The sequence below is a fragment of the Sphingomonas arvum genome (genome assembly GCF_026013565.1).
GTDB classification, from domain to species: Bacteria; Pseudomonadota; Alphaproteobacteria; order Sphingomonadales; family Sphingomonadaceae; genus Sphingomicrobium; species Sphingomicrobium arvum.
Window position 1 is genome coordinate 201,883 of record NZ_JAPDOB010000002.1, and the last position, 12,046, is coordinate 213,928.

The following is a 12,046-nucleotide window of genomic DNA, read 5'->3' on the forward strand; positions in this document are numbered from 1 at the left end:
AAACTCCTGGTGCGTTGTTGACTGCTCCTTAGGCATGCACCGCTGACCGCTTGTTGAACTCCTTGTTCACCTGCTGGCTTCCCGGCCAAACACTTGTAGGTTGAGGGCCGTGGACCGGCCTGCACGCGCCCTGATCGACCAGCAAGAGGCCGCCGGCTGGTGGCAGTCGCGCGCGATCGCGACTGCGCTGGTGCTGTTGTGCGCCGTACCGTTTGTCTGGCCGGCGCTGCCGCCCCTGGTCGACCTGCCGGCGCACATGGCGCGCTACCAGGTCGCGCTGCACCTCGAGGACTCGGCGGAGCTGCGGCGCTTCTTCGGCTATCATTGGGCGCTGATGGGCAATCTGGGCGTGGACCTGCTGGTGCAGCCGCTCGCCCGGCTGGTCGGCCTCGAGCCGGCCGTGAAGCTGATCGTGGTCGCCATCCCTGCGCTCACTGCCGCCGGCATGCTGGCGATCGCTCGCACCGCGCACGGGCGAGTGCCGGCAACGGCGTTCCTGGCACTGCCTTTTGCCCTGTCCGCCCCGCTTCTGTTCGGCTTCGTGAACTTCGCGCTGGCGGCAGGGCTGGCGCTGGCGGTGTTCGCCGCCTGGCTCCAGCGCCGGTCGCCGCTGCTGCTGCTCGTTGCCGGGCCGATCCTGTTCGTGGTTCACCTGTACGGCTGGGCCATGCTGGGCGTTACGACGATGGGCGCGGTGCTTGGGTCCGCCTACGCTGAGCGCCAGCCGCTGCGAATGGTTCTGCCGCAATTGTCGGCGGCCATCCTGCCGCTGGCACCCGTCCTGTTGTTCTTGCTGCTCGGGCCACACGGATCGGGCGGGCTGCTTGCCGAAGCCTGGTTCGACGTGCCGCAGAAGCTCGGCTGGCTGATGGGTGCGCTGCGCGACCGCTGGGCGCTGCTGGACATGGCTCCGGTGATCGCGGCCGTGCTGGCGATCGCTCTCGCCCGCGTCCGCCGTCTCGGCTTCGACCCGGCTCTTGGCGGAGCGGCGGCGTTGCTTGGGCTGGCCGCGCTGCTGCTACCCTACAAGCTCATGGGCTCGGCCTATGCCGACATGCGGCTGTTCCCCTTCGCATTGGCGCTGGGCGTGCTGGCGATCCGGACCGAGCGGCTGGGTCCAAGCGCCGCCGCCCGTGTCGCCGTGGCGGCGCTTGCCTGCGCGGGACTGCGCGTCGGCACGGTCACGGCCAGCAACCTTCTCGCCGCCAGTGAGCAGCAGCGGCTGCTGACGGCCCTGACCGTCCTGCCACGCGGCGCGCGCCTCGCCGTGCTGGTCGGGCAGCCGTGCGACAACCGCTGGGCCTTGCAGCGGCACGCGCACCTTGGGGCGATGGCGACCGTGCGGCGCGACGGCTTCAGCAACGACCAATGGGCCGCGTCCGGGCTGAACCTGCTGGAGCGGCGCTACCAGCCGCCTGGACGGTTCGCCGCCGACCCGTCGCAACTGGTCCAGCCGGCCACGTGCGTTCTCACCTGGAGCGTCGACCAGGCGCTTGCCGAGGTGCCGAGCGACGCCTTCGACTACCTGTGGCTGATCGGGACGGAGCCGTCTGACCCGCGGCTGCTCGCCGGGTTCGTGCCGGTGTGGCGCAGCCAAGGCGCGATCCTGTACCGCCTACCACGCCGGTGACGCTGGCCGCTGGCAAAGCCACGCGACTGCGCTAGGGAGGCGCCGCATGGACTGGATGGTCGCTTCCCCGCCGAACACGGCCGCGCTGAGGCGATCGAAGCAGTGGTGGGAGCGGCGCTGGTTCGTGGCGCTAGTGATTCTCCTTACCACCGTGCCCCTGCTCTACCCGCCGGTGCCGCCGCTCGTGGACCTGCTCGGCCACATGGGACGGTATCGGGTGGCGCTGGACCTTCAAGACAGCGCCAGCCTGCAGCGCTTCTATGCCTTTCAATGGAAGATCGTCGGCAACCTCGGCGTCGACTTGCTGGTGGTGCCGCTGGCCAAGCTGATCGGGCTAGAGGCGGCGACCAAGCTGATCGTAATCGCCATTCCGCCGCTTACCGCCGGCGGCATGCTGTGGGCCGCGCGCGAGGTCCACTATCGCTTGCCGCCGACCGCGCTGTTCGCGCTGCCGTTCGTCTACGGCCACCACTTTCTGTTCGGCTTCGTCAATTTCGCGCTGTCGATGGCGTTCGCGTTCGTGGCGTTCGGGCTGTGGCTCCGGCTTGGGCGGCTCGGCAAGACGCGGCTGCGAGCCGCGCTGTTCGTGCCGATTTCGATCCTCGTCTGGCTGACCCATGCCTTCGGCTGGGGCATGCTGGGTCTGCTGGCATTCGCGTCGGAAACGGTGCGGCAGCACGACAAAGGCAAGGGTTGGCTGATGAGCGCGCCGCACGCCGCGTTCGAGTGCCTGAGCCTGGCGCCGCCCGTGCTGCTGATGATCGCCTGGCGCGAAAGCAGCGGCGGCAACACGGTCGACTGGTTCAACTGGGAGATCAAGTGGCGCTGGATCACCATGGCGCTGCGCGACCGCTGGCGAACGTTCGACCTGGCGTCCGTGGCGGTGACCGGGGGCGTGTTCCTGCTGGCGCTTATTCACCCGCGGCTGACCCTGTCGCGCATGCTGTTCTTCACCCTGCTGGTGCTGAGCATCGCTTTTGCCATCCTGCCCCGGATCATCTTCGGCTCGGCCTATGCCGACATGCGGCTAGTGCCCTATCTGTGGGCCGTCGCCATGCTGGCGATCCGGTTCAGGGAGAAGACGGATCTCCGGCTGGCGCGGATGCTGGCGGTGGCGGCGCTGGCCTTCTTCCTGGTGCGGATCGGCGCCAACACGTGGAGCCTGGCGCTCGCCGCTCACGAGCAGCGGCAATTGCTGACCGCGCTCGACCGGATGCCGCAGGGCGCGCGGGTGGCGTCGTTGGTGGGCATCAGCTGCCGCGAGCGGAGCTGGCCGATGTGGCGGAACTCGCACCTTGGCGGCCTGGTGGTCGTGCGCAAGCAAGGCTTCTCCAACGACCATTGGGACGTGCCAGGCGCCAAGCTGCTGACGGTCACCTACGGCGACGCCGGGCTGTTTCGCTACGACCCGTCCAACCTGGTGCGCGATCCCGCGTGCCGACTTGGCTCGGCCCATCCGATCGGGCCGATGCTGCGGCTGCTGCCGGCTGACGCGTTCGATTATCTATGGCTGGTCGACCCGCCGGCCTATGATCCGGCGCTGGTCGCGGGCTACCAGAAGGTGTGGGCGGGGCCGAACGGATCGGCCCTCTACCGCCTGCCCGGCGCAGACGCTAACAATGCTTCATGACAGCGCTGTCGATCGTCGTTCCCTGCTTCAATGAGGAAGCCTGCCTGCCCCTGCTGCACCAGCGACTGACGGGCGCCGCGCGGTCGGCGGTAGGCGAAGATTACGAGATTCTGCTGGTCAACGACGGCTCGCGCGACGGTAGCTGGCCGCTGATGCAGCGGCTGAGCGCTTCCGATCCGCGGCTGGTGTGCGTCGACCTGTCCCGCAACCATGGGCACCAGCTGGCGCTGACCGCCGGGCTCGACTTGGCACGGGGCGAGCTGATCCTGATCGTGGACGCCGACCTCCAGGACCCGCCCGAATTGCTCCCCGACATGATGCGGACCATGGGGGAGGAGGGCGCCGACGTAGTTTACGGCGTGCGCCGCAGCCGGGCCGGCGAAACCCACTTCAAGAAGGCCACGGCCGCCGCCTTCTACCGGCTGCTGTCACGGGCAACCGATATCGCGATCCCCGTCGACGCCGGCGACTTCCGGCTGATGAGCCGCCGCGCGCTTGACGTGCTGCTGGCGATGCCTGAGCAGGCGCGCTTTATCCGCGGAATGGTGGCCTGGATCGGCTTTCGCCAGGTGCCGTTCCTTTATGACCGGGCCGAGCGCGCGGCGGGCGAAAGCAAATACCCGCTCGGCAAAATGCTGCGCTTCGCGTTCGACGCGCTGACTGGGTTCAGCTCGGCGCCGCTGAAGCTCGCCAGCCATGCCGGCCTGCTGCTCAGCCTCGGCTCGCTGCTGATCATCTTCTACATCGCCTACGCCTTCATCAGCGGGCAGAGCATCCAGGGCTGGACCTCACTGATGCTGGTCGTCGTGGTGCTTGGCGCGGTGCAGATGTTCGTGCTGGCGATGATGGGCGAATATATCGGCCGGCTCTACAGCCAGGCCAAGCAGCGCCCGCTGTACATCGTCCAGGAGGTCACCGGCGCCCCGCGTCAGGCGCGCGCGGGGCTCGGCCAGGTTGCGGACGGCGGCAGTCGCTCAGCCGTCGAAGCGATCGCGAACAGCGACAGCCCGGGCGGCAGCGGGACGCGGCCGATCAGCCGCGCTTCCTGAGCGAACACCTTCTCCAGCGCAGCGTTCAGCGGGGCGGGCGGCAGCGTGTCGTCGCCGTCGTCCTTGCCGCGGAGCTTGCCCGCCAGCCGCGCGGCGACCGCCACCGGAAACAGCAGGCTGTTGAAATAGCCGATCGCCTCCAACCGCAGCGGTGAGGCGTCGACCAGCTGCTTCAGCGACGCCTTGGAATAGCGACGCTGGTGGTGGTTTACGACATCGTGCGCCGACCACATCCACTGGTGAGCGGGCACGGTCATGACGAACTTGCCGCCGGGCTTCAGGCGCGTAGCGATGCTGGCGAGCGCCGCCGCGTCGTCGGCGATGTGCTCGATCACGTCGAACGAACCGATCAGGTCGAAGTGGCGCTCGGGCACACCGTCGAGCGACGGCAAGGGCGCGGCGCTGATCGGGCGACCAAGGCGCTGCTCGGCCATGCCACGGGCGGACTCGTCGACTTCGATCGCCTCCACTGAACCGAACGCGCCGAGCATGGGCAGGTTGTGGCCAGTGCCGCAGCCGATCTCCAGGATTCGCGCACCGTGCGGCGGCCGGACCCTCCGGCGGATGAGGGCGTCCAGCACTTCGCGGCGGGCGCGGTACCACCAATGCTGCTGGTCGAGCTCCGCCATGCGGTCGTAGACTTGACGTTCCATTCTAGGCGAACACCCACAAGCGGTTGAGGAGGTAGGTGGCGAACGGGGTCACCAGCACGGCCGGGACCAGCGGCCACCAGGTGGGGCCATGCAGCACGTCCGTGCCGATCCAGGTGAAGGCGGCATTGAGCAGAAAGCCGAAGGTCTGCACTGTGAAGAACTGAACCTTGGTCTTGCGGTCCTCGACCTTGCCATGGCCCTTGAAGCTCCACCGGCTGTGCCCGAAGAAACCGGCGGTCACCGCGACGATGAAGGCGATCACCACCGCGAACACCGGCCACATGACATAGGTGGCGAGCGGCCAGTATATCGCGGCGTACAGCAGGGTCAGCCCGATCCCGACCACTCCGAAGCGGATGATCTGGGCCGCGGTCTCGCGGTGCTGGGGCGGCAGGGTCGACAACATGGCTCGCCTTGCCCTTTAAGCCGGACCGGCTAGAGCGCCAGCCACTTTGTTCCGCTCGCCAAGGGTCTGCAGTGACGACCACCACCGACAAGATCCTGGCCTGGACGGCGAAGAACTGGCGCTGGCTGGTTTTGATCTATTGGTGGGTGGCGTGCGCCTGGTTCGTGTACAGCCGGTGGCGCGGGATCGAGCTCTTCCAGCTCAACGACACGGACGACAATCTGCGGTTGGCGCAGGTGCGCGCGTGGATGCACGGGCAGGGCTGGTACGACCTCAGGCAGTATCGACTGGACCCGCCGGCGGGAGCGAACATCCACTGGAGCAGGATCGTCGACCTGCCACTGGCGGGGCTGATCACCATCTTGCGCTGGGTCACCAGCGGACCGAACGCAGAGCGTTTCGCGATCGCGGTGGCGCCTTTGCTGCCGTATCTGCCGATCTGCGGCGCGCTGGCGCTGACCGCGCGGCGGCTGATTCATCCAGCGGCGTTCGTCGCGGTGCTGGCGGCGCTGTTCTTCGCCGGCTCGGTCAACGGCATGGTGTCGCCGACCCGAATCGACCACCACGGCTGGCAGCTCGCGTGCCTGGCCATCGCGCTGGCGGGGCTGGCCGACCCTGATCGGCGACGCGGCGGCCTGACCGTGGGTCTGGCCACCGCCCTGTCCCTCAGCATAGGGCTTGAGATGCTGATCTACCTGGCACTGGCGGCGGCCGCGCAGGTGCTGATGTGGGTCGACGACCGCGGGCAGCGCGAGCGGCTGGCCTGCTATGCCGTCAGCCTGGCGGGCGGCTGCACGGTCGGCTTCCTGCTGTTCGCCAGCTACGCCAACCGGGCACCGGTGTGCGATGCACTGTCGCCGGTGTGGCTGTCCGATGCCCTGCTCGGCGGCGCGTTGCTGTGGCTGGTGGCCACTCTTTCGCCAGAGCGGTGGACGGTACGGCTGGGGATGGCGGCCGTTGCGGGGGTGATCGTCGCCGCCTTCCATGCGCTGGCCTGGCCGCACTGCCTCCACCGGCTGGAAGGCGTCTCGCCGGAAGTGGCGCAGCTGTGGCTCAACAATGTGCGGGAGGCCAAGCCGATCTACGAACATGGCTGGCGCACGGTGCTGCAGGTGGTCACGCTGCCCGCCGTGGGTGCGCTTGGCTGGCTGTTGCTGACGGCGCGCAACTGGCGGGTGGAGCGCGACCTGTTCCGCCGCACGGCGGCCGTCGCGGTCGTGTCCATCGTGCCGCTGGCGCTGCTGCTCTGGCAGACCCGCGCCGGTCCGTCCGCGCAGCTGCTCGGCTGCGCTGGCGCGGCGGCGCTGGTATGGCTGCTGCTGCCGCGGGCGTGGCACGCCAAGAACTGGCTGGTCGCCTCGATTGCGACGGCGGTGCTGGTGGTGGCCGGCCTAGGCGCGGCGGTCCCGTTCGCGTTCAACCTGGGGCTACTCAAGTCGCCGCCGCAGACCAGGTACGAACGGCAAGTCGCGCGCGCCAACAGCCTGTGTCCCTCGATGCGGGCGCTGCGGCCGATTGCGAAGCTGCCGAAAGGCACGATCTTCACCTTTCTCGACCTGGGCCCGCGGATCATCACCGTGACCCATCACAACGCCATCGCCGGACCCTACCACCGCAATGGCGAGGCGATCGCCGACCTCATGAAGGCGTTCCGCGGTTCGGAGGCGCAAGCCCACCAACTCGTCGCCAAGCACCGCGCCGACTACCTGCTGATCTGTCCGATGATGAGCCAGGCGACGATCTTCATGGCCCGCGCGCCGCAGGGCTTCTACGCGCAGCTGGTGCGCGGCCGGGTACCCGGCTGGCTGCAGCCGATCCCCTTGCCCAAGGACAGCCCATTCAGGATCTGGCGGGTGCGCCCAGCGTCCGGTAGCGCGCCTCCGCCTCGGCCAGATAGTCGCGGGTGATCGGCACGGCGCGGCGGTCGCGGATATACTGCACCTGGTAGTTGCAGGCCGCGCCGCTCTCGAACATCACGATTCCGCCGGCGAGGTAGAACTCCCACATGCGGAGAAAGCGTTCGTCATAGATGGCAACGATCTCCGCACGCCGCTCCTGGCAGCGCTGGAGCCAGTGGCGCAGCGTGTAGGCATAGTGCAGCCGCAGCGTCTCCGTATCGCCGACGATCATTCGGTGTTTCTCGCTGGTCGCCTGCATCTGGCTGAGGCTAGGCAGGTGGTAGCCGGGGAAGATCCACTTGTCGGTGAACGGGTCGGGTGAGCCCGCACCGCCGAGCTTGCCGATGGTGTGGAGCAGCATGACCCCGTCCGCTTTGAGCAGGCAGGCGCAGGTGCCGTAGAATTCGTCATAATGGGCTAGGCCGACATGCTCGAACATGCCGACCGACACGATCCGGTCGAACGTGCCGGTGACGTGGCGGTAGTCGATCAGCTCGAACTTGACGTGATCCGCAACGCCCTCCCGCTCGGCCCAGGCGCGAGCGTAGGCGAGCTGCTCGGTCGACAAGGTGACGCCCAGCACCTTCACTCCGGCGACCCGGTGGAGGTAGATGGCCAGCCCGCCCCAGCCGCAACCGATGTCAAGGACGCGGTGGCCGGGCTTGAGGTCGAGCTTGGCGGCGATGTGCGCCAGCTTGTCGAGCTGCGCCTGTTCCAGGCTGTTCTTGGGATCGGTGAAGTAGGCGCAGCTGTATTGGCGCATCGGGTCGAGGAACAGGTCGTACAGCCGGTCGTCGAGATCGTAATGGTGGGCGACATTGCGGCGGGACTTGGCGGCCTGGTTGCGGCGGAAGATCGCCTTCAAGTCATTGAAGCGGCCCTTGCTAAGCGCCGTCTTGCCACGCTTGCCGCCCTGCTCCCACGGGTTGGAGCCGACCACGATTTCCAGCAGGTCGAGCATCGAGCCGCGCTCGATCACCAGCCGGCCGTCCATGTACAGCTCCCCGATCGCAAGACGCGGCTTGCGAAGCAGCTGGCGTAGCGCCTTGGCGTCGGTGATCCGCAGCGCGACTTCCTTGCCGTCGCCCGGTCCGAGCGTCTCGCGGCGACCGCCGGGTAGCTCCACCTCGATGCGCCCGCGCTTGACCAGCGAGCCCGCCAGCCTGGTGATCAGCGACATATGGTACCCCTGAAGATGCGTTTGGCGCCTTCCTAGCGCGGCGACAGCGCCCAACGCAAAGTCGAGGCGAGGCCGAAGGTGGCCGCCCCGAGCACCGGCTGGCCGACACCGGACGAACGCAGGCCGTGCAGGCGCCGCGCCCACGGCGGCAGCAGGTCCACGGCTGATTGCATCAGCAGGGCCTGCAGCGGCAGGGTGCGGAGCTTCTCGGGCGGTGCCTTGAGGATGATGTCGCGCACCGTGCGGCTGCGCTCGTCCGGCTTGAGCTCGGGCAGAAACCCGTTCAGCAGCGCCTGGGCGTGCGCATCGGTGTCCGGCACCGGATCAGCGCCGAGCAGGCGGGCGACCGGCGCGACCTCCGCCCAGTAAAGGTCGCGGTCGGCCAGGCTCATGGACGGCTCGCCGAAGCGCCGCCAGCCGGCCAGGAACATGGCCGAGCCGGCGAGGTGGACGAAGGCCAGCAGCCGCGGGTCGTTCGCGTCGTACGGCGTGCCGTCCGGGAGCGTTCCGTTCACATGGTCGTGGATGCGCCGCACCCGCGCGATCGCCGCCTCGGCGTCGGCCCGGTCGCCGTAAGTTGTCACGGCGATGAAGCGCGCCGTGTTGCGTAGCCGGCCATGCATGTTGCGCCTGAAGTCGCTGTGGTCCCACACGCCCGCCAACGCCTTGGGGTGGAGCATTTGCAGCAACAGCGCCGCGATGCCGCCGACCATCATGCCGGTGACGTCGCCATGCACGCGCCAGGCAACGCCGCCGGGCGGGCACAGCGCCTGCTCGCTGCGGAGAATCGGCCGCTGTCCTCGCTCGGAATCGTTGAAAAAGGCGACCACTTCACCGGCAATCCGGCGGCGCAATGCTTCGGTCGGGGCGAGGGAGGCCATGGGAGAGCTAACGCCTGCCGCGGGCAAAGGTCGCGAGCTTAACTGTAGGCGCGGATGAAGAAGGCAATCGTGGTGGCGCCGCTGACCAGCAGGGTCCAACCGCGAACGGCCTCGGCCGGCAGGCGCTTGCCCCAGTGGGCGCCAGCCCAACCGCCGACCACCGCCCCGGTCAGCATTACGGCGCAGGGCAGCCAGTCGACCATGGCAAAGGCGACGAAGACCAGCGCCGCGGCGAGGTTCGTGACCGCCAGCATCAGGGTGCGGGGCGCGAACAGGGCCCGAGGATCGAGGCCGGCGAGGAGGCCGTAAGTCGCGGTCATCATCAGGCCGACGCCGCCACCGAAGTAGCCGCCATAGATGCCGAGCAGGCCCTGCATCGCAAGAAGGGTCCGCCGCCCGATGCTGACCCGCTCGGCCAGCCAGTCCGACGCCTGCCGGCCGGCCAGCAGGACCAGGAACGCGTAGAGCACCAGCCAGGGGATAAGGAGGTCGAAGGTGCGGGTGGGGGTCAGCACCAGCAGCAGGCTGCCGATGAGTCCTCCGGCGAAGTTGATCACCGCCAGCCGCTGCCACGTCACGCCGCCGACGGGCCCAAGCTCGTCGCGCAGGGTCCAGGCGCTGGCTGCTGCGCCGGGCAGCAGGGCGACATTGGAGGTGGCATTGGCGATGTTGGCCGGGAGACCGACGGCAAGCAGGGCCGGCAGGGTGGCGAAGGTGCCGCCGCCGGCTAGCGCGTTCATCGCGCCACCGGCCAGTCCGGCGGCCGCTACCAGCGCCAGCCAGGCCGGCTCAGCCAAGCGCCCGCAGCTTTTCCTCGGCCTGCCGGTCCAGCTCGGCGCGGCTCCGCTTCTCGGCCGCCGTCTTCAACTGTCCGCAAGCGGCGTCGATGTCGCGACCGCGGGGCGTGCGAACGGGCGCGCTGATGCCGGCCTCGAACACGATGTTGGAGAACGCGCGGATCCGCTCTGGCGTGGAGCATTCATATTCGGCGCCGGGCCAGGGATTGAACGGAATCAGGTTGACCTTGGCCGGCAGGCGGTAGTGGCGGATGAGCCGCACCAGCTCGCGGGCATGCTCGTCGCTGTCGTTCTTGTCCTTGAGCATCACGTACTCGAAGGTGATTCGACGCGCATTGTTCGCGCCGGGATAATCGGCGCAGGCCTGCAGCAGCTCCTCGATGCCGTACTTGCGATTGAGCGGCACGATCTCGTCGCGGATCTCCTTGGTGACCGCGTGCAGCGAGACCGCGAGGTTGACCCCGATCTCCTCGCCGGCTCGCGCCATCATGGGCACCACGCCCGAGGTGCTGAGAGTGATCCGGCGCTTGCTAAGGCCCAGGCCGTCGCCATCCATGACGATCTTCAGCGCGTCGCGGACGTTGTCGAAATTGTACAACGGCTCGCCCATGCCCATCATCACGATGTTGGTCAGCATGCGGCCTTCCGGCTGACTCGGCCATTCGCCCAGGGCGTCCCGAGCGAGCATGACCTGCCCGACGATCTCGTGCGGTTCCAGGTTGCGGACCAGGCGCATGGTGCCGGTATGGCAGAAGCGGCAGTTGAGCGTGCAGCCGACCTGGCTCGACACGCACAGCGTGCCGCGATCCGTGTCGGGGATGAACACCATCTCGAAGTCATGGCCGTCGTGCGTCTTCAATAGCCACTTGCGGGTGCCATCCGTCGACACCTGCGCCTCGACCACGCCCGGGCGCTCGATCGAGAAACGCTCGGCCAGCCACGGCTGCTGCGTCTTGGCGATGTCGGTCATCAGCGCGAAGTCGGTGACCCCGCGGTTATAGATCCAGTGCCACAGCTGCTTGGCCCGCAGCTTGGCTTGCCGCGGCTCGAGGCCGGCTGCTTCAAGGGCGGCGCGAATCTGCTCGCGGGACAGGCCGACCAGCTCGACACGCCCATCCTCGCGCGCCGGGGCGGCACGGGGAACGGGCACAGGGTCGACCGGGCCGGGGATCGGCATCAAGGTGGTATCAGCGCTCATGGGAAGCCGCCATGTAGCGACGAATGCTGCAATTTCCTAGCGGGCGGCGGAACAGGCCGCCGCGGCGGCGTCGATCGCGGTCGGCGCGCCGGGCAGCAGGTAGCGGTCGGTGTGGGCGCCGTCCGCCGAGCGGAAGCGGAGGCGCATGTCGCCGGACGCCCGCATGGCGCCGATGATCGCGGCCTCCTGCGACGGACCGCTGCTCCACGCGTCGACGCCGCGGGTAATCAGCTGGAAGCTCGTCCCGCCGACCTGCAGCAGGGCGGCGGTGCCGGACCGGGCCGGGCGACTGAGGCGAAGGTGCAGCTCGCCGCGGCGTGGGCCGGGACGGCGGTCGAAACTGACCGTGGCGCGGGCCTGATCCCGGCCGGGCGGGGCAATCACTTCCGAGCGGGCATTCGCCGCGCAGGTCGCGCCGCGATCGAACGCGGCCCAGTAGGGATTGGCGAACAGGAGGCGGGATGGCGCGGCGGCGCCGAGCGCGGCCGCGCCGAGCAGGGCAATCAGCGAACGGCCGTGCCGGCCTGCACCGCCCGATCCTGCGCAACCGCCTGCTGAACGGCGGCGTTGAGACCGATCGAGCCCACTACCACCGCCGCTCCGGCCAGTGCCACGCCCAGCGCGACCTCGGCCAGCGCCGCTCCCGCTATGTTCGTCAGCAACCTGCGCATCACCTTGCGTCCGTTTCCTTGAGCCGCCCCCAGCCAGTGGCGCGGCTACCTGC

Annotated in this window: 11 protein-coding genes and 1 pseudogene; 4 read left to right on the forward strand and 8 right to left on the reverse strand. The window is 68.7% G+C overall.

Annotation, left to right across the window (positions count from 1 at the left end; all coding sequences use genetic code 11):
• The first annotated feature begins 109 nt into the window (after window positions 1-109).
• Genes OMW55_RS08525 through OMW55_RS08535 form a run of 3 tightly spaced genes read left to right on the forward strand, consistent with a single transcriptional unit; the run spans window position 110 to window position 4,309 of the window.
• Entirely contained in the window at window positions 110-1,630 is a 1,521-nt protein-coding gene (locus OMW55_RS08525; RefSeq protein ID WP_264882401.1) for a hypothetical protein, read from the forward strand.
• Between the two features lie 46 nt (window positions 1,631-1,676).
• The gene (locus OMW55_RS08530) at window positions 1,677-3,260 is read left to right on the forward strand and encodes a hypothetical protein (RefSeq protein WP_264882402.1); all 1,584 of its coding nucleotides are present in this window, start codon (window positions 1,677-1,679) and stop codon (window positions 3,258-3,260) included.
• Window positions 3,257-4,309, forward strand: coding sequence for a glycosyltransferase family 2 protein (locus tag OMW55_RS08535; protein ID WP_264882403.1), 1,053 nt, complete (start codon window positions 3,257-3,259; stop codon window positions 4,307-4,309). Before OMW55_RS08530 ends, OMW55_RS08535 begins: the two co-directional genes overlap by 4 nt.
• Here OMW55_RS08535 and OMW55_RS08540 read toward each other — a convergent pair.
• Together OMW55_RS08540 and OMW55_RS08545 are read right to left on the reverse strand one after the other, a co-directional pair.
• Window positions 4,237-4,962, reverse strand: a pseudogene (locus OMW55_RS08540) (class I SAM-dependent methyltransferase); the annotation flags it as partial. The gene OMW55_RS08535 and the pseudogene OMW55_RS08540 overlap by 73 nt on opposite strands.
• Window position 4,963: 1 nt before the next feature.
• The gene (locus OMW55_RS08545) at window positions 4,964-5,368 is read right to left on the reverse strand and encodes a GtrA family protein (protein ID WP_264882404.1); all 405 of its coding nucleotides are present in this window, start codon (window positions 5,366-5,368) and stop codon (window positions 4,964-4,966) included.
• Between the two features lie 71 nt (window positions 5,369-5,439).
• Between OMW55_RS08545 and OMW55_RS08550 the strand changes: the two genes are divergently transcribed.
• Window positions 5,440-7,275 carry an AcrB/AcrD/AcrF family protein gene (locus OMW55_RS08550; protein WP_264882405.1) on the forward strand — a complete coding sequence of 612 codons (1,836 nt, stop codon included), beginning with the start codon at window positions 5,440-5,442 and terminating at the stop codon, window positions 7,273-7,275.
• On the opposite strand, the gene OMW55_RS08555 is transcribed toward OMW55_RS08550, so the two are convergent.
• The 6 genes from OMW55_RS08555 to OMW55_RS08580 form a co-directional block, all read right to left on the reverse strand.
• Window positions 7,208-8,446, reverse strand: coding sequence for an SAM-dependent methyltransferase (locus OMW55_RS08555; RefSeq protein WP_264882407.1), 1,239 nt, complete (start codon window positions 8,444-8,446; stop codon window positions 7,208-7,210). The genes OMW55_RS08550 and OMW55_RS08555 overlap by 68 nt on opposite strands.
• 32 nt (window positions 8,447-8,478) lie before the next feature.
• The gene (locus OMW55_RS08560) at window positions 8,479-9,327 is read right to left on the reverse strand and encodes an oxygenase MpaB family protein (RefSeq protein WP_264882409.1); all 849 of its coding nucleotides are present in this window, start codon (window positions 9,325-9,327) and stop codon (window positions 8,479-8,481) included.
• A 38-nt stretch (window positions 9,328-9,365) separates the two neighbouring features.
• Window positions 9,366-10,124, reverse strand: coding sequence for a sulfite exporter TauE/SafE family protein (locus OMW55_RS08565; protein ID WP_264882411.1), 759 nt, complete (start codon window positions 10,122-10,124; stop codon window positions 9,366-9,368).
• Complete coding sequence (rlmN, locus tag OMW55_RS08570) at window positions 10,117-11,322, reverse strand: 23S rRNA (adenine(2503)-C(2))-methyltransferase RlmN (RefSeq protein ID WP_264882413.1); 1,206 nt, start codon at window positions 11,320-11,322, stop codon at window positions 10,117-10,119. Before rlmN ends, OMW55_RS08565 begins: the two co-directional genes overlap by 8 nt.
• A gap of 36 nt (window positions 11,323-11,358) precedes the next feature.
• Window positions 11,359-11,706 (reverse strand): hypothetical protein, encoded by a 348-nt coding sequence (locus OMW55_RS08575; RefSeq protein ID WP_264882415.1) that lies wholly within the window; start codon window positions 11,704-11,706, stop codon window positions 11,359-11,361.
• A 119-nt stretch (window positions 11,707-11,825) separates the two neighbouring features.
• Window positions 11,826-11,993 (reverse strand): hypothetical protein, encoded by a 168-nt coding sequence (locus tag OMW55_RS08580; protein WP_264882417.1) that lies wholly within the window; start codon window positions 11,991-11,993, stop codon window positions 11,826-11,828.
• Window positions 11,994-12,046 lie beyond the last annotated feature (53 nt).